This is a genomic window from Proteus vulgaris (assembly GCF_016647575.1).
GTDB lineage: Bacteria > Pseudomonadota > Gammaproteobacteria > Enterobacterales > Enterobacteriaceae > Proteus > Proteus mirabilis_B.
In genome coordinates this window covers 2216975-2239015 of sequence record NZ_CP032663.1, presented here as the reverse complement: position 1 = coordinate 2239015, position 22041 = coordinate 2216975, and the positions used below count along the sequence as shown (strand labels likewise).

The 22041-nt window shown below is 36.6% G+C and carries 19 protein-coding genes; 9 read left to right on the top strand and 10 right to left on the bottom strand.

All coding sequences use genetic code 11. The features are described from left to right. Positions 1-18: 18 nt before the first annotated feature. From D7029_RS10445 to D7029_RS10435, 3 genes are all read right to left on the bottom strand, one after another. Positions 19-2235, bottom strand: coding sequence for a hypothetical protein (locus D7029_RS10445; RefSeq protein ID WP_194950628.1), 2217 nt, complete (start codon positions 2233-2235; stop codon positions 19-21). Beyond that, positions 2232-2984 carry a T6SS immunity protein Tli3 family protein gene (locus D7029_RS10440; RefSeq protein WP_194950627.1) on the bottom strand — a complete coding sequence of 251 codons (753 nt, stop codon included), beginning with the start codon at positions 2982-2984 and terminating at the stop codon, positions 2232-2234. The genes D7029_RS10445 and D7029_RS10440 overlap by 4 nt, the downstream gene beginning before the upstream one ends. Positions 2985-3159: 175 nt before the next feature. Next, entirely contained in the window at positions 3160-3912 is a 753-nt protein-coding gene (locus D7029_RS10435; protein WP_194950626.1) for a T6SS immunity protein Tli3 family protein, read from the bottom strand. Positions 3913-4517: 605 nt separating this feature from the next. Here D7029_RS10435 and D7029_RS10430 point away from each other — a divergent pair. After that, positions 4518-5417, top strand: a complete 900-nt coding sequence (locus D7029_RS10430; RefSeq protein ID WP_194950625.1) for an endonuclease/exonuclease/phosphatase family protein — start codon at positions 4518-4520, stop codon at positions 5415-5417. Between the two features lie 98 nt (positions 5418-5515). On the opposite strand, the gene D7029_RS10425 is transcribed toward D7029_RS10430, so the two are convergent. Both D7029_RS10425 and D7029_RS10420 read right to left on the bottom strand, forming a co-directional pair. After that, positions 5516-6673, bottom strand: a complete 1158-nt coding sequence (locus D7029_RS10425; RefSeq protein WP_194950624.1) for a pyridoxal phosphate-dependent aminotransferase — start codon at positions 6671-6673, stop codon at positions 5516-5518. Positions 6674-6833: 160 nt separating this feature from the next. Continuing rightward, on the bottom strand, positions 6834-7709 hold the full coding sequence (locus tag D7029_RS10420; RefSeq protein WP_194950623.1) for a LysR family transcriptional regulator: 876 nt from the start codon (positions 7707-7709) through the stop codon (positions 6834-6836). 205 nt (positions 7710-7914) lie between these two features. Between D7029_RS10420 and D7029_RS10415 the strand changes: the two genes are divergently transcribed. Then, positions 7915-8529 carry a LysE family translocator gene (locus D7029_RS10415; RefSeq protein ID WP_194950622.1) on the top strand — a complete coding sequence of 205 codons (615 nt, stop codon included), beginning with the start codon at positions 7915-7917 and terminating at the stop codon, positions 8527-8529. A gap of 61 nt (positions 8530-8590) precedes the next feature. Here D7029_RS10415 and D7029_RS10410 read toward each other — a convergent pair whose 3' ends face one another. Beyond that, positions 8591-10633, bottom strand: a complete 2043-nt coding sequence (locus D7029_RS10410) for a choline transporter (protein WP_088495385.1) — start codon at positions 10631-10633, stop codon at positions 8591-8593. 209 nt (positions 10634-10842) lie between these two features. Between D7029_RS10410 and betI the strand changes: the two genes are divergently transcribed. The 5 genes from betI (at position 10843) to D7029_RS10385 (ending at position 17549) form a co-directional block, all read left to right on the top strand. Continuing rightward, entirely contained in the window at positions 10843-11445 is a 603-nt protein-coding gene (gene betI, locus D7029_RS10405; protein WP_194950621.1) for a transcriptional regulator BetI, read from the top strand. 24 nt (positions 11446-11469) lie between these two features. After that, positions 11470-12945 carry a betaine-aldehyde dehydrogenase gene (betB, locus tag D7029_RS10400; RefSeq protein WP_088495387.1) on the top strand — a complete coding sequence of 492 codons (1476 nt, stop codon included), beginning with the start codon at positions 11470-11472 and terminating at the stop codon, positions 12943-12945. Between the two features lie 39 nt (positions 12946-12984). After that, positions 12985-14664, top strand: a complete 1680-nt coding sequence (gene betA, locus D7029_RS10395; protein WP_194950620.1) for a choline dehydrogenase — start codon at positions 12985-12987, stop codon at positions 14662-14664. A 367-nt stretch (positions 14665-15031) separates the two neighbouring features. After that, the gene (codB, locus tag D7029_RS10390) at positions 15032-16282 is read left to right on the top strand and encodes a cytosine permease (RefSeq protein ID WP_194950619.1); all 1251 of its coding nucleotides are present in this window, start codon (positions 15032-15034) and stop codon (positions 16280-16282) included. Further along, on the top strand, positions 16272-17549 hold the full coding sequence (locus tag D7029_RS10385) for a cytosine deaminase (protein WP_194950618.1): 1278 nt from the start codon (positions 16272-16274) through the stop codon (positions 17547-17549). The genes codB and D7029_RS10385 overlap by 11 nt, the downstream gene beginning before the upstream one ends. Positions 17550-17610: 61 nt before the next feature. On the opposite strand, the gene D7029_RS10380 is transcribed toward D7029_RS10385, so the two are convergent. Next, the gene (locus D7029_RS10380) at positions 17611-18351 is read right to left on the bottom strand and encodes a hypothetical protein (protein WP_194950617.1); all 741 of its coding nucleotides are present in this window, start codon (positions 18349-18351) and stop codon (positions 17611-17613) included. A 289-nt stretch (positions 18352-18640) separates the two neighbouring features. On the opposite strand from D7029_RS10380, the gene D7029_RS10375 reads away from it, so the two are divergent. After that, a complete protein-coding gene (locus D7029_RS10375; protein ID WP_036912865.1) occupies positions 18641-18859 on the top strand; it encodes a hypothetical protein in 219 nt (72 codons plus the stop codon). Between the two features lie 2 nt (positions 18860-18861). Continuing rightward, positions 18862-19206: a low molecular weight protein tyrosine phosphatase family protein gene (locus tag D7029_RS10370; protein ID WP_194952633.1), complete on the top strand. Its 345-nt coding sequence runs from the start codon at positions 18862-18864 to the stop codon at positions 19204-19206. A 103-nt stretch (positions 19207-19309) separates the two neighbouring features. Here D7029_RS10370 and D7029_RS10365 read toward each other — a convergent pair whose 3' ends face one another. The 3 genes from D7029_RS10365 to D7029_RS10355 form a co-directional block, all read right to left on the bottom strand. After that, the gene (locus tag D7029_RS10365) at positions 19310-19774 is read right to left on the bottom strand and encodes an HIT family protein (RefSeq protein WP_109393889.1); all 465 of its coding nucleotides are present in this window, start codon (positions 19772-19774) and stop codon (positions 19310-19312) included. Positions 19775-19909: 135 nt separating this feature from the next. Continuing rightward, complete coding sequence (gene hemB / locus D7029_RS10360; RefSeq protein WP_194950616.1) at positions 19910-20887, bottom strand: porphobilinogen synthase; 978 nt, start codon at positions 20885-20887, stop codon at positions 19910-19912. A 269-nt stretch (positions 20888-21156) separates the two neighbouring features. Continuing rightward, complete coding sequence (locus D7029_RS10355; RefSeq protein WP_088495394.1) at positions 21157-21519, bottom strand: hypothetical protein; 363 nt, start codon at positions 21517-21519, stop codon at positions 21157-21159. Between the last annotated feature and the right edge of the window lie 522 nt (positions 21520-22041).

The following is a 22041-nucleotide window of genomic DNA, read 5'->3' as shown; positions in this document are numbered from 1 at the left end:
AATATTGGGCATTTATTGTTATTTTTTCTTTAACGGGTTTTCGATGATATCTGGCATTTCTGGTAAATCTAATTCACCTTTTTCCATATAGATATCTGAGCCACTTAGCCAATCCGCATATTTTCTTAACTCATCCATCTTTTCTGGGCTTCTGCCGATTTCACAATAACCTATAGGTAAGTCATAAGTGACTACGCGACGAAGAAACAGTGAATTTCTTGGTAATGTACCATGGTCAGTAGGACGTTGGTTGTATTCGCGAATACGTTTTCTCATCTCTTCTAAGGTTTCATACTTTGTGGTTGCATTTTGATCTTGAGGATCTAATAGTCGATTATTCTTGAGTACTTTTCTCTCTTCGGGAGTGAGTTCTACCCAAATACGATGTTGATAAGAATAGAGATCTTTATAGAAGTAATATTCGGCATCTTTGGGCTCATAGCTCCTACTTTTGGGGTTATATATTAATTGTCCATAACCTTGACCTAAAGGTATCTCTTTTTTCTGTTTATCAGCATCTATATCAATTTCAGGGGCTGATTTCTCCTCTTTTTTTTCTATTACAGCAAAATCTTCATCAAAGGTTGCTAATTCGGCTGCTGTAATAGGGTGAGGTACTTCTGGAGCATTAATATTTAGTGAAATATTAGCTGAAGGCTCAGGCCATGCGAAGCCTTCTAATGTTTTGGTATTGCTGTCCCAAAAAATATTACCATCACTGAATCGTCTATTTGCATCAGTAAATATAGTTTTTGGATTAGGTTTTCCACCACAAGGCGTATTACGTGCTAACATTCTGATATAGGGTGGATGCTCAAGGGCAAATAATGGATGATGCTGTATTTGTCCTCTTTCTTTAATATTAGGAAGTGGGCACCAACCAATACTTTCTAACGGTGATGATCCCATTACACGATCGTGTGGATTACAATAAATATAGAACTGTCCGTGATTATCTCTTTCTTTAATAAATTCACCTTTAGTGAATTTTTCTTTATTAATTTCGATATTCTCTTTATTTTCTTTATTCTCGCTATCTCTAATACCAAGCTTATTCCCTTTATATATTATTACATCAGGAGTCCAACTTTTTTGATCTTCACTTTCCCCGACAACTAGACTTGAATATCCACAAGGCGATCCCTTTAATCGATTTTTATTCTTTGCGATTTTATCAATAATTTCTTTTAGGGTTGCTTCTCGATGTGCTTCATTAATGTTTTCATTGTAAACATAAGAGTAACTATTTAAGAAATTATCTTTTGTGGCATAAGGAGAGTTTAAAACAAAGAGGCTATCAGGGGCTTCAATCGCTGCGGCGGCTAACGCTATCATCGTGCCTTGGCTGTGTGAAATAACAGTAACAGTATCATAGGGGTTGTTTTCACGTATTTTCTTGACTAAATTGGCTAGCCGTTTTACAGCATGAGCATAATAGTGACGAGGAGGAGACTTTGTTAATAACCGATCTGATTCAGGGTTAAAGGCTTGTATATTAAAAGGGATAGGGGTAGGGATCACTGTCCATAACATGGCGAGATTACTAAAACCGTGTTTGCTCCATAAACTGACTAAATTATTACAGCCATTTTGAAATGGCCCTCCACCCCAGAAAAAAGGGCCTTTATGTTTAATATTTTCATGAATAAAAGCGCTTTTTTCACGAGAAGGTAGAGCATTATATTTTTCTATAAAATCTAATTTATCTATATCTTCTAATGTCGGGATCCCATCCTCTTCATCGCTATATTCAGGATTGAGCATTTCATTAACTAAGCGGTGATAGCTTTCTCCTTCTTTATTTTTTAGTGGAATACAGTATTGGCCTAAATCATCATCGGTTGCTCGATATCCCCAATAAAAACGGATCACGGGGGAATTACCTAACTTTTTTAATGTTCGAATAGGCTCTTCATAAATATAATGGCTATTATCATAATTTTTTTCATCTAAAATAAATTTGGGTTCATAATATTCATTTTGTTTTAATTGATAATCTGTATTAGTTAAATTTAACCGTTCATTAAGACCAGCACAAAGTTCTCGTTCTGCGTCGTTATACCACTCTCCTTCTGAATTTACCCCGTGAACAAAAATAATAATTCCTGGTAAATGGGGTTTAACATGGATTTCTCCACCAATATTGGCAGCGTGAGTGATAGAACGCCATTCTTGACTACCATCAATGCACTCTTTAGGCTTTAGCCAACGAGTTGGTTTATTGTTGCTCATCATTTTTCCGCCTGTGAAATAGGGTAAATAGAAGGGGCACTGCAATCAAAACGGGTTTGTCTTGATGGAGTTTTTAAGTTTTCAGGTGGTTTTTTTTCTTCTCCCCAACTACTATGGACATAATTAGAATCGGTAGGATCAAAATAAATGATACGCCACCAAGGCTCGGCTAATTCATCGTTAGTTTTCCGCCGACTGACCGTTGTTTTTCCTAAATAAAATCCCTCATCTGTGACAATGATATCGAAAAAAGAAGAGTAGTAACCGGGGTGATCAGTATGAATACCAAAACCCGCATTTGTGGGCCTAACGTTTTTTCCACCATCAAGAGTGACTAGGATCGCGTTAACACAACCCCATTTAGTGCCTGCGCATTGATCTGTTCTTCGACTCAGTACCGCAGGGAAAACTAAAGCATCATCGCGTTCAGTTGCCCAAATTAGGCGTCCTTGGTATAAACAAGCTGATCCGTATAATATTTCTTGATGGATATTGTTTTTTGTATTGTTGTAATAGGTGATCCCTTCTCGCCTTTCATTATATTTCTCCAAGGTAAAAAAGCGGTGGTCATCAATGCGGTAAATCACGGTGGGTGGGCCATAACTTTTAATTTCTTCATCAATTAAACGCTGTTGCTCGGCTCTATCCCGTTCCGCTTTAATCGCGGCTTTTTCTTTTAAGGACAAACAGCCGGTTAATAGGGTGGCACTCAAAATAAACAGTAAGGGAAATTTCAGTTGATGTAATAACATGGGTTATCCTTTTTGTGATACCGTTTTATTGAAAACAACAAAGTGAATAATTAAATAAAGCGATTAAACGTTAGCTGTTATCGTGAATGGCTTTATTGACTTTATTGGCTTTTTGCCTTCTTCTTTCTTAGAACGTTTGGTGGTGCTAATTAATGGGTTTGGTTTCGATTGCTCATCATTTTTCCGCCTGTGAAATAGGGTAAATAGAAGGGGCACTGCAATCAAAGCGGGTTTGTCCTGAGGGCGTTTTAAGTGCTGAAGAGGGAGATTCTTTATCCCCGACACTACTATGAACATAATTAGAATCTGTGGGATCAAAATAAAATTTTCTCCACCAAGGTTTAGCTAATTCATCATTAGCTTTTCGGCGACTGACAGCAGTTTCTCCTAAATAAAATCCCTCATCTGTGACAATGATATCGAAAAAAGAAGAGTAGTAACCGGGGTGATCAGTATTGCCACCAAATCCACCATTTGTGGGTCTAAAGTTTTTTCCACCATCAAGGGTAACAAGAATAACGTTAACGCAACCTGTTTTTGTTCCTGCGCAACGACTGGTCACACGACTCAATACCCCCGGAAAAGCAAAAGCATCATCGCGTTCGGTTGCCCAAATTAAGCGACCTTGATAACGGCAAGCCGAGGAGCGAATAATTTCTTGGTGTATTCCTTTTTGAGTATTGTTGTAATAAGTTGAACCACTGCGCCTTTCATTATATTTCTCCAAGGTAAAAAAGCGGTGGTCATCAATACGATAAATCACGGCGGGAGGGCCATAACTTTTAATTTCTTCGTCAATTAAACGCTGTTGCTCAGCTCTATCCTGTTCCGCTTTAATCGCGGCTTTTTCTTTTAAGGACAAACAGCCGGTTAATAGGGTGGCACTCAAAATAAACAGTAAGGGAAATTTCAGTTGATGTAATAACATGGGTTATCCTTTTTGTGATGCTGATTTAATAATATTGCTGTCCTTGTCTGTTGTAACCCTATTTCAGAAAGTGATAAAAAAGATATTACTTATTCATTTTTAAAGATAATAAAATTTATTTGTTGTCTTTAAACTGAAAGTTATATTTTTATTCAATAATTTTAGTTATAGCAAGCAAGATGCTAATTATCAATGTATTGATTTTATTCTTAAGGCGAAATTCACAAAAAATAAATTTTTATTCAAGTAATAATACGTAATCAAAATTAATATTATTAGTCTTTAATATATTGAACTAAAATACTAGAGATAGTAAATGTCATTGTTTTCATTTTAAATAATAAATTAAAGATGGTATTAATTATTTATAACGTAATGGAATATTATTTGGAAATTAAAAATAAATAAAACCGGTACTATTTTATAGTGATATTATTATCAGACTAAACCTACCCCTTAGCGCTAAGGGCTTTTAATGTCGCAATATCAGGTTGATTTTTTTCATCTCGAAATAACTTTGTGGATTGTATCACTGCGTCATATTTTCAGTGTGATAGTTTATTGTTGACCATCCATTAGCATTCTGTTTATTTTTCGGGGAAATTATGAAAAAAAGTGCAATATCTATCCTAGTCAGCACTGGTGTATTACTGTCATCAATGGCAGTAGCAAACACCACAGGCTCAGAAATCCTTGCTGTACAATCAGGCGGTACACCCAATAAGGTGTATCAAAATAATAAACCGACACTGAAAGTAGCTACCTATAATATTGGTAAAAATGAAGTTTCAGCGGATGTTACCAATTTTGATAAGCTTAACCAAGCCATCAAAAATATTGATGCCGATGTTATTGTTGTCACTGAAGTTGATAATAAAACAGCACGTAGTAAAAATATTAACCAGCTTGAAGAATTAGCTAAAGCCAATAATATGCAGTTTGCTTTTGGTAAAGCGCTCGATTTTGATGGTGGGCAATATGGTGTTGGTATTTTATCAAAATACAAAATTGATAAATCACAGGTCGTTAATCTGCCTTCAGGTAATGCAGAACAACGTATTGTTTTATTATCACAAATTACTAAACCGGGGTTTGATTCACCAATTATTATTATGGGAACACACCTTGATTGGCAAAAAGATCCCACTATTCGTATCGGTCAAGTAAGACATATTCTAGATGCTGCAATTGGTGATACAGAAACAGGCTTTGATAATATTTCAACATCAATAAAAATATTGGCGGGTGATTTTAACTCCACTGCCAATGAACAACCAATCCAAGAAATTAACTATTTTTGGAACCCTGTTGAAAAACTAAATAGTGATAAACGGACATGGCCAGCAATTAATCCAGCCATCGATATCGACCATATCTTTACGTTTAAAGGACAGGTTTGGGATATCAAAAATATGACCATCCCACAAGATTCAGCAACATTTAAATGGTCGGATGCAAGTGATCATCTTCCTGTTATTGCTGAGTTAGAATTACAAGAACAGTAATAAATAACGATAAATAAAAACGCCCTTGATATTATTTTCAAGGGCGTTTTTAATCAATCAATAAAATAAGCAACCAATAAAATAAGCGTTAAATCAGATTAAATCCAACCTTTAGCTCTAAAGGCTTTTAATGTAATGACGAAAGCGCTCATCTCTTCTGGTGTGCCTAAAGTTAAACGGCTCCAACCAAAAGCAGGCGGGAATTCACGACCCACCATAATATTCGCCTCTTTCATTCTATTTTGATAGGTTTTTACATCGCCTTTAACTTTATGAAAAATAAAGTTTGCATGAGATGGTGCATATTCAATATTGAGCTCTTTTAATGCATCCACCACTATTTGGCGTGAAACATCAATCGACTTACGGCTATATTCTACATAAGGTGCATCTTTTAGCGAAGCAAGTGCGGCGACGGCACCAGCAGTATTGGTGTTATCAATAGAAACAAAAGTATCAATTTGTGCAATCACTTCGGGTACGGCAACGCCATAACCCACACGTAGTCCTGCTAAAGCATAAATTTTAGAGAAAGTACGAGTTACAATCAGGTTTTTATAACCCTCAGCTACTAACGTAATAGCACTGACAAATTTAGGGGTAGAAACAAACTCGGCATAAGCTTCATCAATAATAAAAAAGACATTCTCTTTTGCTGATTTCACCCAATTTGATAAATCGGCACTAGGGGTTAACATTGCGGTTGGGTTATTCGGATTGCACAAATACACCATGCTAATACCATCAAACTCTTGAGCTTTTTTCTGCATAGTTGCTAAATCGAAAGCGAGAGTATTATCAACAGGCACTTTAACGATTTTTACACCTAAAGGTTCTGCATAAAGTTCGGCATAGTTAAATGTCGGATCAGGAACAATAAGTTGAACTACTTTACCTTCTTTTTGTGCTTTATTTGCCACAAATTGCACGGCTGCTTGAATTGTTTCAGATGAGCCGTTGCCCAAGGTGATATGTTTATCTGAAAGTTTAAATTCTTTCCCTAATTCGCTAATTAATTCGCTACGCGCATCATCTGGATATCTAAATGCATTGGGTAAAGCATCGATAATCGCTTTTTTAGCGTTAGGCGACATACCTAATGAGTTTTCATTGAAATTAAGCAGTAACGGATTTTCTGCATTAAATACCAATTTATTTTTTAATACTTCATTGGCATAAGCAGAACTTACAAAAGAACTTAATGATAATCCGCCAATAACAAGGCTTGATGATGTTAAAAATGACCGACGATTCATGTTATGTTTCCCAAGTAAAATTATTCTATGTTTTATTAGTTCTCATAGATTACTAAAAAAAAGATAGAAGTAAATAAATATGATAAAAAAATAATTATTTATTCATCTTGTTTTTATGGGAGCAAACAGATAACCGAGTATTTTTGAGATAAAAATAGGATTATTCCCGTGATCTTTCAGTCTCTATTGCGCATTTTTCCGCTTCAGCAATGATCCAGTTTTTAAACTTATCCTGTTTTGAGTCGGGCATGATCTCACTTGGAGAAAGCAAGTAGTAGCTTGAGTTATCTTTAACAAAACCATGTGTGGCGATAAGTTGTTGATCTTTTAATTCATCTTGTACCATAAGAAAAGAGGCAATGGTCGTACCTAATCCCGCAAGAGTAGCCTGAATAGCAAGATAAAAATGCTCATATTGACTGGTATGAGTATAAGTAGATTGTATACCTGAATATTGATACCAATCTTGCCAAGCTTGGGGGCGAGAGAGCGTTGTTAATTGCTTATTTGAATGATGAATATTATTCGGCTTTACAACAGCACCAATTCGCTCATCACATATTTTTGTTGCATAAATATTCTTATGCCATAAAAAATCATCTCGTCGAAATGCTAAATCGACACCTTCTTTATTGAAATCAATAGCGCCACCAGCGGCAACTAAATGCAACGTTATTTCAGGATATAAAGTATAAAAGTGAGATAAGCGTGGAATAAGCCATTTCATCGCAATAGTGGGCTCACAGGAAACCACTAACACCGGATTATTTAAAGGGGAACGTAGATGCGAGACGGTTTCTTCTAATTGTTCAAAAATTGAAGACGTTGTTTTATATAAATATCGACCCGCCTCATTTAAATAAACCGCGCGATTACGTCGTTCAAATAAAGGAATACCTAATTCATCTTCTAATAACCGTATTTGTCGACTAACGGCACTGTGGGTGACATGGAGTTGTTCTGCTGCACTCACAAAACTACCTGTTTGAGCGGCACTATTAAAAAAGCGCAATGATGTTAAAGAAGGTGTTTTCATAAAGATAAGCGATAAAGTTGAGTTGTAAAAATAGATGATGAAAAGTCACAGATATACTGCAAGATAAATCGCTTTTTATTTTTAGTCAAGACAGCAAAATAGGGTTATTGGCGGTGAGTTAAATAGGTTTTCATTAAAAGAAGAACATATTTTATGTCACTTTTTATTACTTATTATTGATTCAAAAGTGAGAGTGAGAAGAACAATGAGTGAACTAATTGCTGTGGCGATGATTACAATATTGGCAGTTATTAGCCCAGGACCGGATTTTGCTATGGTGACAAAAAATAGTTATTCCTACGGTGTAAGAGTAGGGTTAATGACAGCAATTGGTATTGCGATTGGAGTACAAGTACATGTTTTTTACACTGTATTTGGTATCTCTTTTATTATTATGGGATCACCAACGCTCTTTTTTATTATGAAATTATTAGGTGTTGGATATTTAATTTATCTAGGGGTTAAATCGTTAACGAATAAAACACAACTGACCATTGAGAATGCGGTCAATTCAGCACCCAATATGTTCCAAGCATTAAGGGTTGGTTTTTTTACTAATGCTTTAAATCCTAAAACGATGTTGTTTGTTATTGCACTTTATACGCAAGTTGCCAACTTAAGTAACCCACTTTGGATAAACCTTTCTTATGGAATGTTTATCTCAATCGCCCATTGGATATGGTTTAGTTGTGTTGCACTTTTTTTCTCCACTCCGCTTTTACGAGCTAAAATACTTTCTCATCAGCAAGTCGCCGATAAGATTATTGGAGTGTTATTAATTCTTTTAGGTGTGGGATTGCTGTTTATTTCAGTAAAATAGAAAATTAATCGCATAAAAAGGAGATCAAATAATGATCTCCTTTTTTATTTTAAGTGAGGATTTAATTTGACTCAGGGAACGTTAATGTTGCCCCAGGTGCTTCACGACTAAGATGAATAAAATTTAGATGCTTTTCATATTGATCTAAAATATCTGTAATTACTTGCTCTTTGGTGTAATCCATTAAGTCATTTCCTTGGGAGCCTTCCCATAAATAAGTCTCTAAACGGTAATAATCTGATTTACCTCGACGAGCACGATAGGTAAATGCAGGCACTGAATATTTCTGTGGCCAAATTTGATAAACAAAGTTCTGCTCTTGGTCAAGATCGACCACAAGCTCTAAATGATGTAAGCGTTCATTATCTTCAATTGGGTAATAATTAAATTCGACTTTAGCTCCACGCAGTAAAAGCTCTTTAGCAACATCTTGCATTGCTGGCATACAGGTTAAATCTAACATGCGTTGTGTATAGGTCGTTCCCGGGAAATTCATAACCCGCCCTAAACGCTGTTTCCAATTCATCGTAGTATTACCATAAAGTGGTGCTGGCGCATTGGTATTTAGCGAACTAACACGTCTAAAATCTTCGACTTTTAATGATTTATAAAGCCCTGCCATAATAAAGAAAATAACAAAGCTAAAGGGTAATCCCATTATTATAGTTGTGTTTTGTAAGGCAGAAATACCATCCGCCATTAACATACCTAACGTTAATAAACCAATAGCAATAGACCAGAAAATGCGAAGCCAATTGGGTGCGTCGTTATTAACATGGCTTAATTGAGAGGTGAAATTGCCTAATACTAATGAGCCAGAGTCGGCAGAAGTAACATAAAATAGTAATCCCGTAATTGTGGCGACAGAAGCCGTTAAACCAAAACCTGGATAGAGTTCTAATAATGAATAAAATCCTTTTTCGGGCGCTTCCAATACTGTTTGTGCGAGTTCTTTATTGCCATGGATCACTTCATATAAAGCACTATTACCAAAAATAGATAACCATAGCAGCGTAAAAACAAAAGGAATAATTAAGGTGCCTATGACAAATTGTCGGATTGTTCGTCCTCTTGAAATACGTGCTAAAAAGAGTCCAACAAAAGGCGACCATGCAACCCACCAAGCCCAGAAAAAGAGCGTCCAGCTATTCATCCAATCTGTTGGTTTATCAAATGCAAAGCTATTTAAAGTCATACCTAAAAAGCGATTAGTATAATCACCGACATTTAATACCAGTGCATTTAATAAAAACTCAGTATCACCTGCAAATAAGATAAATAAAATAAGCCCCAATGCGAGAAGTACGTTGAGTTCAGATAAGATCCTGATCCCTTTATTAACACCTGATGTTGCCGAAATAACGGCCATAATTACAGATAATAGAATTAACCCACCTTGAACACCCAATCCTTGGGGCAAATCAAAAAGAACTTTTAAACCATAATTAAGTTGGACAACACCAATACCTAATGTTGTTGCAATACCAAAAATAGTTCCCAATACGGCAGCAATATCAACTGTATGACCAATTGGACCATAAATACGATTTCCAAAGATGGGATAAAGTGCAGAGCGTATGGTTAAGGGTAAATTATAACGATAGCTAAAATAGCCCAGAGCAATACCAATAAGTGCATACATAGACCAGCCCGTCAGGCCATAGTGGAATAAAGTCCACACCATCGACTGACGGGCTGCTTCTATTGTTTCACCTTCACCTGTTGGCGGTAACATATATTGAGTAATGGGCTCCGCCACGGAGAAAAACATCAAATCAATACCAATACCGGCTGCAAATAACATTGCAGACCAGCTTAAAACACTAAATTCGGGTTTTGATTGCTCAGGTCCTAATTTGATATTTCCAAAACGAGATGTAGCAACAAAAATAACAAAAACAATGTATAACGTTGCCGCTAATAGATAGTACCAACCAAAGGTTTTTGATACCCATCCCAGTGTTGCCACAATCCATTTATTTGCTGTTTCTGTCATCAAAATAGTGAAAAAAGAGAACGCCAAAATTAGCGTTGCTGAAGCGAAAAAAACAACAGAGTTTAGCTTGTCTTTCTGCGGTTTTTTTGTGCTGTTAAGAGTTGTCATCAGAAATTCCAAAAATTTATTTATCTAAAAGTTAAAAGTTGCATTCTTTGTTAACTAATTGAATTAGTTGCAAAGATTCAAATTTTCACAACGTCCTCCCATATCGATATGTAAATTAATTGTGATAAACAATAGTTAATATTGATTGAATGTTCAATTAAAAAAACGTTTAATAAAAGCGTCCAATGTATTTTTTAGGTCTTTAAATCATGCCGAAGATAGGAATGCAGTCGATACGTAAACAGCAATTAATCCAAGCGACATTAGCAGTTATTAATGAGGTTGGAATGCAAGAGGCGAGCATCGCATTGATAGCTCGAAAAGCGGGTGTATCTAACGGCATTATTAGTCACTACTTTCGTGATAAAAATGGATTATTGGAAGCCGCTATGCGTCATATCCAGTATCAATTGGGTTTTGCGGTGGCGATACGGCTAAGAATGTTAAGTGATGCAACACCTAAACAACGCATCCAAGCCATTGTTGAAGGTAACTTTGATACCTCTCAAACAAGTGAAGCGGCAATGAAAACATGGCTAGCTTTTTGGGCAAGTAGTATGCATCAGCCTAATTTAAATCGTTTACAAAAGGTTAATGATAGAAGGCTTTATTCCAATTTAAGTTACGAGTTTGGGCGCGTTCTTACTAAAGATCAAGCACGTATGGCAGCAAAAGGTTTAGCCGCATTAATTGATGGTTTATGGCTACGAAGTGCATTAAGTAATGCTCCATTTTCTCTTGAAGAGGCCAAAATCATTACTAATGAATATATCGATATGCAACTGACAAATCGGAGTCAAATAAAGACTTAATAAACTAATAATAAAGGAGAAACTATGCCAAACCCACCGTTACATAAACTCTATATTCATGGTGGATATGTTGATTGCGCACAACCTGAGTGTGAACAATTTGAAGCGATTAATCCAGCTAATGGTGAAGTGATCGCACATTTACAGTCTGCAAGTGAAGAAGATATCAATTGGGCTGTAGAGAGCGCAAAACAAGGGCAAAAAATTTGGCGTGCGATGACGGCGATGGAACGCTCTCGAATTTTGCGACGTGCTGTTGATATTTTGCGTGAACGCAATGATGAATTGGCTCATTTAGAAACCTTAGATACAGGCAAACCGCTATCTGAAACACGTTATGTCGATATTGTAACGGGTGCTGATGTTTTAGAGTATTACGCTGGCCTTATTCCAGCACTTGAAGGAGAGCAAATTCCGCTTAGAGAAACCGCTTTTGCTTACACTCGCCGTGAGCCATTGGGAGTTGTTGCTGGTATCGGCGCTTGGAATTACCCCATTCAAATAGCGTTGTGGAAATCTGCACCTGCACTTGCTGCAGGTAATGCCATGATCTTTAAACCAAGTGAGATGACTTCATTAACAGCATTAAAACTTGCTGAAATATACACAGAGGCAGGATTGCCAAAGGGTGTTTTTAACGTTGTTACAGGAAAAGCGAATGTGGGGCAATGGTTAACACAGCATCCTGATATCGCGAAGGTTTCTTTTACTGGTGGAATTGAAACGGGTAAAAAGGTGATGGCAAATGCTTCTGCTTCAAGTTTAAAAGAAGTAACCATGGAGCTTGGTGGAAAATCACCTTTAATTATTTTTGATGATGCAGATTTAGATACTGCTGCTGATATTGCGATGATGGCAAATTTTTATAGTTCAGGGCAGGTGTGTACCAATGGTACTCGTGTCTTTATTCCTGAAAGATTAAAACCTGCATTTGAAGCAAAAATTACAGAGCGCGTATCACGCATTAGGATCGGTTCTCCTCTTGAAATGGACACCAATTTTGGCCCACTGGTCAGTTTTCCCCATCTTGAAAAAGTCTTGAATTATATTGAGTTGGGCAAAGCGCAAGGGGCAAAATTACTTTGTGGTGGCTATCGCTTAGACGACGATAATTTTGCTCAAGGCGCTTATGTTGCACCTACCGTTTTCACTGATTGCACCGATGATATGAATATCACACAAGATGAAATATTTGGCCCTGTGATGAGTATTCTTAGTTATCAAACTGAAGATGAAGTGATTTTACGCGCAAATAATAGCGTTTATGGTTTGGCTGCAGGTCTTGTCACCAAAGATCTCACAACAGCTCACCGTGTAATTCACCAATTAGAAGCAGGAATTTGTTGGATTAATACATGGGGTGAATCTCCAGCAGAAATGCCAGTTGGCGGCTATAAACATTCTGGTGTAGGGCGTGAAAATGGGCTTGTGACATTACAAAATTACACTCAAATAAAATCCATTCAAATTGAACTTGGGGAGTTTTCATCCGTTTTTTAATCCATTCTTTTTTTGATGACTGAAACAGAGGAGATAACAATGGTCTATGACTACATTATTATCGGTGCTGGTTCAGCCGGTAACGTTCTTGCTACCCGCTTGACAGAAGATCCTGAAGTTACTGTGCTGCTCCTTGAAGCTGGAGGTCCGGACTACAGGTTCGATTTTCGAACACAAATGCCAGCGGCATTAGCTTATCCGTTACAAGGTAGGCGATATAATTGGGCTTATGAAACAGAGCCTGAACCCTATATGAATAACCGACGCATGGAATGTGGTCGAGGAAAAGGACTTGGTGGTTCATCGCTAATTAATGGCATGTGTTATATCCGTGGTAATGCGATGGACTTTGATGGCTGGGCTAAATTGCCGGGGCTTGAAGAGTGGGATTATTTAAGCTGCCTACCATATTTTCGTAAAGCAGAAACGCGCGATATTGGTGCTGATGATTATCATGGTGATAAAGGTCCCGTGAGTGTGACAACACCGAAAAAAGGCAATAATATTTTATTTCAAGCAATGATTGAGGCAGGTGTTCAAGCAGGATACCCAAGAACGATTGATCTTAACGGCTATCAACAAGAAGGCTTTGGCCCAATGGATAGAACTGTGACACCCAAAGGCCGCCGTGCAAGTACAGCAAGAGGCTATCTTGATCAAGCTAAAGCGCGAAAAAACTTAACGATTGAGACACATGCAACGACGGATATCATTGAGTTTGATGGTAAAAAAGCAATTGGTGTTCGCTATTTTTCAGGGGAAAACACCACGCCTCATCATGCCAAAGTCAATCGAGAAGTGTTGTTGTGTGCTGGTGCAATTGCTTCACCTCAAATTTTACAACGTTCTGGTATTGGTCCTGAAAAGGTATTAGACGAATTTAATATTCTACCGGTGCATGTATTACCAGGTGTTGGGGAAAACCTGCAAGATCATTTAGAAATGTATTTACAGTATGAATGTAAAAAGCCAGTTTCACTCTATCCTGCTTTAAAGTGGTATAACCAACCTAAGATTGGTGCGCAATGGCTATTCCAAGGAACAGGAATAGGTGCAAGTAATCAATTTGAAGCTGGTGGATTTATTCGTTCAAGCGAAAAATATGCGTGGCCAAACATTCAATTCCACTTTTTGCCAGTCGCTATTAACTATAACGGAAGCAATGCCGTAGAAATTCATGGCTTTCAAGCACACGTAGGCTCTATGCGTTCGCCGAGCCGAGGACGTGTAAAACTAACATCTACAGATCCTCATCAACATCCAAGTATCTTGTTTAATTACATGTCCACAGAACAAGATTGGGAAGAGTTTCGCTCAGCTATCCGTATTACACGAGAAATAATGGCACAACCAGCATTAGATGATTATCGTGGTGAAGAAATTAGTCCAGGTAAACATATTCAAAGTGATGAAGAGCTTGATGCTTTTGTTAGAGAACGTGCTGAAACAGCATTTCATCCTTGTGGCACGTGTAAAATGGGAACGGATGAAATGGCAGTTGTCGATGGAGAAGGTCGAGTACACGGCATAGAAAACTTAAGAGTTATTGATGCATCTATCATGCCGCTAATAATCACTGGGAATTTGAATGCGACTACAATTATGATTGCAGAAAAATTAGCTGATAAGGTGAGAGGAATTAAATCTTTACCTAAAAGTCATGCTAAATATTATGTTGCAGGTGATCGGCCTGTAAGAAAAACGAATCTAAGCATATAAATTATGATAGGCAAAAGAGGAGTGTAAATTCCTTTTTTGTCTTTTTATCATTATTTCCTCTTCGTTGATATTAAAATTATATAAAATAATTTAACAATTTCTTGTGTAAAATAAGGAAAAATACGGATATTTAAATTTTCATAAATATTTCTAAATGAAATTCCTTTATAAAACTCACGCAAAATAATTAGCTAAATTCAAGTAATACAACGATTTCTCTCCTATTTATGTGATGAATATCAATTCTTAAAAAATGAAGTGTTCCATTAATTATCGTAAACAGACAACGAAAACGTTTGCATAATATTTTTATGTAGATAGAATTCGTCAGATTTTTTTGGCCTGGTGAAATTAATAGGGGGTTAAAGTGTCTCAGGACAACAATTATAGTCAGGGCCCAGTGCCCATATCCGCAAGAAAGGGTGGATTGGCGTTAACCTTTGTGATGTTGGGATTAACGTTTTTTTCAGCCAGTATGTGGACTGGCGGCGCTCTTGGTACTGGTCTTTCCTTTAATGATTTCTTCCTCGCAGTTCTAATTGGTAATCTTCTTCTTGGTATCTACACCGCATTTCTTGGTTTTATTGGTTCAAAAACAGGTCTTACTACTCATCTCCTCGCGCGTTACTCTTTCGGTATTAAAGGTTCTTGGCTTCCCTCATTTTTACTCGGTGGTACTCAGGTTGGTTGGTTTGGTGTGGGTGTGGCAATGTTTGCCATCCCGGTAGGAAAAGCCACTGGTATTGATATTAATCTCCTCATCGCCGTTTCCGGCATTTTAATGACCATCACTGTATTCTTCGGCATTTCCGCTCTTACTGTTCTCTCTATCATTGCTGTTCCTGCTATCGCAATCCTTGGAAGTTACTCTGTTTATCTTGCTATACATGATATGGGCGGGCTTTCAACGCTAATGGATGTTAAACCGACTCAGCCATTAGATTTTAATTTAGCGCTGGCGATGGTTGTCGGATCGTTTATTAGTGCGGGAACACTTACGGCTGATTTCGTACGCTTCGGACGAAATCCTAAAGTAGCGGTGGTGGTTGCCATTATCGCCTTCTTCTTAGGCAATACACTGATGTTTGTCTTTGGTGCAGCGGGGGCCGCTTCACTGGGAATGGCAGATATTTCTGATGTGATGATTGCGCAAGGATTATTACTTCCAGCGATTGTCGTATTAGGCTTAAATATTTGGACAACTAATGATAATGCGTTATATGCCTCTGGATTAGGTTTTGCCAATATTACGGGCTTATCAAGTAAAAAGCTTTCAGTGATAAATGGCATTGTCGGTACACTGTGTGCATTATGGCTCTATAATAACTTTGTAGGTTGGTTAACCTTTTTATCTGCTGCAATTCCACCTATTGGTGGCGTTATTATTGCAGATTATCTGATGAATAAAGCGCGTTATAACACTTTCAATGTTGAAAAAATGCAATCAGTTAACTGGGTTGCGTTACTGGCAGTTGCAATTGGTATTATGGCAGGACACTGGTTACCGGGTATTGTACCTGTCAATGCAGTATTAGGTGGTGCAATTAGCTACGCCGTGTTAAATCCAATATTAAATCGTCGTACAGCTCGACAAGCGGAGATAAGTCATGCTGGGTAAGAATATCGAACAAATTAATCATGCTCGTCTAGTTGGAAAAGAAGGTTTGTGGCGCATTACGCTTAAAAACAACAAAATTGAAGCGATAGAGCCGCAACCTGAAAATAATTTTCATCCTGAAGCATTAGATGCGCAAGGTGGTTTAGTTCACGCTCCTTTTGTTGAACCTCATATTCATTTAGATACAACACAAACAGCAGGGCAACCGAATTGGAATCAATCGGGAACATTATTTGAAGGTATTGAGCGTTGGGCTGAAAGAAAAGCACTGTTAACTCATGATGATGTTAAACAACGCGCATGGCAAACGCTTCAATGGCAAATTGCTAATGGTATTCAACATGTTAGAACCCATGTGGATGTTTCAGATGCTTCGCTAACAGCATTAAAAGCAATGCTGGAAGTAAAAGAAGAAATTAAACCTTGGGTTGATTTACAAATTGTTGCTTTTCCACAAGAAGGTATTTTGTCTTACCCTAATGGTGAAGCATTATTAGAAGAAGCATTAAAATTAGGTGCTGATGTTGTAGGTGCTATTCCACACTTTGAATTTACGCGTGAATATGGTGTTGAATCACTGCATAAAACCTTTGCATTAGCACAAAAATATGATCGTTTAATTGATGTTCATTGTGATGAAATCGATGATGAACAATCTCGTTTTGTTGAAACGGTTGCCGCTTTAGCACATAAAGAAAATATGGGCTCACGAGTGACAGCTAGTCATACAACCGCAATGCATTCTTATAATGGTGCTTATACTTCACGTTTATTCCGACTATTAAGAATGTCTGGCATTAACTTTGTGGCGAATCCTTTAGTTAATATTCACTTGCAAGGTCGTTTTGATACCTATCCAAAACGTCGTGGTATTACTCGCGTCAAAGAGATGCTAGAAAGTAACATTAATGTCTGTTTTGGTCATGATGATGTCTTTGATCCTTGGTATCCATTAGGCACAGCAAATATGCTTCAAGTTTTACATATGGGATTGCATGTTTGCCAATTAATGGGCTATGGTCAAATAGATAACGGATTACAGTTAATTAGCCACAACAGCGCAAAAACACTCGCTTTAACGGATTATGGTGTTGAAGTAGGAAATAGTGCAAACTTTATTATTCTGCCAGCCGATAACGGATTTGATGCTTTACGTCGCCAAGTACCTGTGCGTTATTCTATCCGCCAAGGTAACGTTATTGCACAAACAGAGCCGGCAAAAACAGAAATTATGTTAGATAAGCCAACTCGAATTACTTACAAGTAATTTTTAATTTATCTTAATAATGGATCAGTAAATAATAACTGATCCATTATCACCAAATTTTTTATCGCCAAATATAATCCGAAAATGCAAGCATAATCACAGGAGTGGCGATCACATCCGCCACAAGTGTGAGTGGGGTAATGATAATATTATTCGCTAAATTACCCGGTTTAAATGAGCCTCTCTTTTCATAAGTATACAGTTCAACTTTATAATTTTCGTTTAATTTGTCTTTCAATGTTGCAGGCATTTCCATAACATCTTTCTGAAATACGTATCCTTTGATAGGTATTGTTTTTACCCATGAACTGTCATCAGAATTACGTGTTTCTTTAAATCCTAAATTTTTTAATACTTCTGTTTGCTTGTCAGTTAATGTGAATTTTTTACTGATGTAAACATAGTAATTTTCTTTAAATTCAATGACGTTATCATTTTTTTGGGTAAGTTCTAATCTAATGATACCTTCAGAATTATCAAATGCTTTCAATGGGATTGTTTTAATGATTTCATTTAATTGCATTAACTCATCAGCACCTTGAGTTAGTATATAAATATAGTTTTCACCTAAGAACCCATACCCAGATCCTGGCAATTGAATAGGTGCTAGGTTTTCATTATTTTGATTATATTTAATTCTGAGATTTTTATACTCAAAAGCACCTACTATATTATCATTTACACTGGCCTTTTTTTTGTATTCTGAATCCACGACAGGATTACTATACCAAATAGCACCTGTTACACATCCAGTTGTACTTAAAATTAATAAGCTTAAAAAGAAGAATGCTATTTTTTTCATTTTTTATTCTCGAGTTAAATTTATTCAATCATAACAGATTAAACTAGTTAGTTATTTAACACCATGGTTGGTGTGTTCATTATTCTCTTATTATATTAAACATTCAGTATAATATTTTGTTTTTCCGTTTTTAAATAATATAACTTAATTATTAAGGATAATTGCGTATAGAGACAAAGGACATCTTTTATTATTAAGTTTAGAATTTTATTTTTATCATGTATTATACACATTGTTAGACCCTCTCCGTATTACTGCGGCTGCTATCCCTTTAATCTGAGAGGTTTTTATGTCTACACAAAGAGATCGTGGTTGGCGCCAATGTGTTAACCGCAAAAATAAACATCAAGAAATGGGTTGTTCACGAGTGATGTTTAAACCAGAAAAAAAATGGTCTAATTTATATACTCGATCACTTAAAATGACCAGAGCTGCACAACTAGGAATTGAATATCCAAGAATTTCTCGTAGTCAGCGTCGATTAAATGCGTTATCTGATAGTGAGTAATGATGAATATCTTATTTATTTGCAGTAAGAATCAATGGCGAAGCCCAACCGCAGAACTGTTGTTTGCAGATAGAGAAGGCATTAATACACTTTCGGCGGGTACGCGCAAAGATGCGCAATGTGTGGTTGATAACGAATTACTAAAATGGGCTGATTTAGTGCTAGTCATGGAATCTAAACATTTAAATCGATTATCTGCACATTTTCCTGCGACCATGCGCTATAAAAAAGCACATGTATTGGGAATACCTGATAATTATCGCTTTAACGATCCGGCATTAATTGAACTCCTTGAACAGAAAGTTCAGCCTTATTTACCTATGGAAGCAAAGCTTTTAGCTAAATAATGCTTTTGATCTTGATAAAAAAACGCTCAGCTTAAAATAAGACTGGGCGTTTTTTATATTTAAATATTTTATGCAGGTATAAAAAGAGCAGGTTAGCTTTTTACTATTGGTTATTTTTTCTGATAAGTGCTGCAAGTTGTGCAAGCTCTTCATCACTTGCTCGTTCAAAATCGTGAGATGAAAGATAACCCGGATATTTATCAAAGAAAATCTTCTGCTTATTTTCAATCGGTGCCCATTTGGTCATATCACCAGTACCATGCATTGGGCTAAGTTTACTATGAACATGATCAACCCCAAATCCTTCAAAAAACATTCCTGAACGCGAAACATCAGGAAATGTTTTATCTAAGATTTTTGCCACTTTTTTTGTCGCAATAACTAATAAAGCTAAGGCTTCATCACTGAGATCAAAGGCATAACTTGGATAGTGTTTTTTGGGAATAACAACCGTAAAGCCTTTGGTATTCGGAAATATAGAAAGAAAAGCAAGGTGGTGTTCGTCTTCCCAAATTTTATGGCAAGGGGCTTTTCCAGCAACGATTTGACAGAAAATACAGTTATCCATATTAACCTCCAAAGGGGGCAGGGATCTCCTCCTGAGTTGCAAAAAGCGAGGGTGGAGGAGGATGTCAAAGTACTTATTATACTTCAAGTTGCAGCGTTGTTAGCTGCATCTTGAAGTATTCAGAGTATAAGGTGGTTAAAGTAGGTTTCTTTCAGCTAAATCAAGTGCGAAGTAAGATAGAATTAAATCTGCACCAGCACGTTTAATTGAACCTAAAGTCTCCATTACTACACGATCTTCATCGATTGCACCGGCTAATGCTGCAAATTTAATTTGAGCATATTCACCACTGATTTGATAAGCCGCTAAAGGTAATAAAGTACGTTCACGTACATCGCGAATAATATCTAAATAAGCACCAGCCGGTTTAATCATCAGCATATCAGCGCCTTCTTGCTCATCAATTAATGATTCGCGGATCGCTTCACGGCGGTTCATTGGATTCATTTGATAAGTTTTACGATCACCAATTAAGCGAGAGCCTGCTGCATCACGGAAAGGACCATATAAGGCAGAAGCAAATTTAGTCGAATAAGAAACAATACCGGTATCGCTAAATCCTGCTTTATCAAGTGCAGCACGAATAGCGGCGACTTGACCGTCCATTGCCGCAGATGGTGCGATAAAATCCGCGCCAGCTTGTGCCGCAGCAACAGCTTGAAGACCTAAATTATAGATAGTTTCATCATTATCAACATGTTCGCCATGTAAAACACCACAGTGACCATGTGATGTGTATTCACAAAAACAGGTATCAGACATGACTATCATTTCTGGTACTGCATCTTTACAAATACGAGACATGCGAGAAACTAAGCCATCACTTTTCCAAGCATCACTCCCTGTTTCATCAAGGTGATGCGATACCCCAAAAGTCATGACAGTTTTAATGCCTGCTTTTGCAATACGTTCAATTTCATAAGCAAGACGTTTTTCAGGAATACGAACGACACCCGGCATACTTTTAATAGGTTGGTAATCATCAAGCCCTTCTTCTACAAATATAGGTAGAGCGAGATCATTTTTAGTTAACGTTGTTTCTTGAAAGAGCGCGCGCAGGTTTTCGGACTGGCGTAGTCTTCTTAAACGCTGGATGGATTGTTCGTTGCTCACAATATCTCCTTTTTATGGCCAGTACTAACAAGTATTTACCGAGGTATTATAAACCTTAATACCAATAGATAGATACTCTATAATTGATACTCGTCATACTTCAAGGTGTAGCGTTGTTGACCACACTTTGAATTATTTAGAGTATAGAGAGTTAGTTATAGAGAAAAAAGCTAAAGGAAAGAAGAACAAATGATGGAGAGGGGAAATAAAAAAGAGCAGGATAATTTCTACTCTTTAAATTGATTGTTACTCATTTTTTAATGAGAAGATTATTTTTTTTGCTCTTCTAATGCAGCAACCATTTGAATTTTGCAAGCTGCAACAATTTGAGTTAAACCGTCTTGGAATTCTGCGCGTGAGCCAATTTCAGATTTAGCTTCACGTAAAGAATTAACAACTTCAATAGCGCCTTCTTGGAATTGTGCTTCAGTTGCTTCTAATTTTGCAAAATCAAATTTCTTTGCATTTAGAGAGGCCATTGCATCTTTAGCAATTTTCTCTGCTGGCTCTTTTGTGTCATAAGCTTTAATTGAGATATCTTTAAAAGTATCACAGTAATCATCAGCCATTTTTGTTGGGTTAGCAAAAGCAACAGCAGGTAATAATAGCAGAGATAAGAGAAGTGGTTTCATTTTAGCCTCATGTTTATTTTTTAGTACGTACTTATTGAGTGTAACATATAAACAGGAGTGACGATAAATCAGAATAAGTGTAAAAATATAAATAGTTAATATTTTTAATTCAATGGGTTTTAACCAGTATTGTTATAATTGTGTTTAGGGACAATAAGCTAGCATTTTTTGACTGAATAAAAGTTCACAAATAACAACAACTGAAACAACTCAAAATATAATAATATTAGGATTTATCTTTATTTACATCCCGTAAGATAGTTTTTTATTTGTGTTAAAAATAACAAAAAATGCGTTTTAAATATAAAAGTGAGAATAAAAAAGAGTCAAGTAACTATCTGTTAACATTAAGGTAATTTTAATATACCGTGTTGAATAGGTTGATTTCTAATCGTGTTAGTTATGACAAGAAGATTTTTAATTCTGCTATTTAATTCAAATAACATTAAAAACATTAAACAAAAAGAAGGTTTGATAGCAATTCTTAGATAAAATTATCAAAAAGAAAGTAAACTCATTATC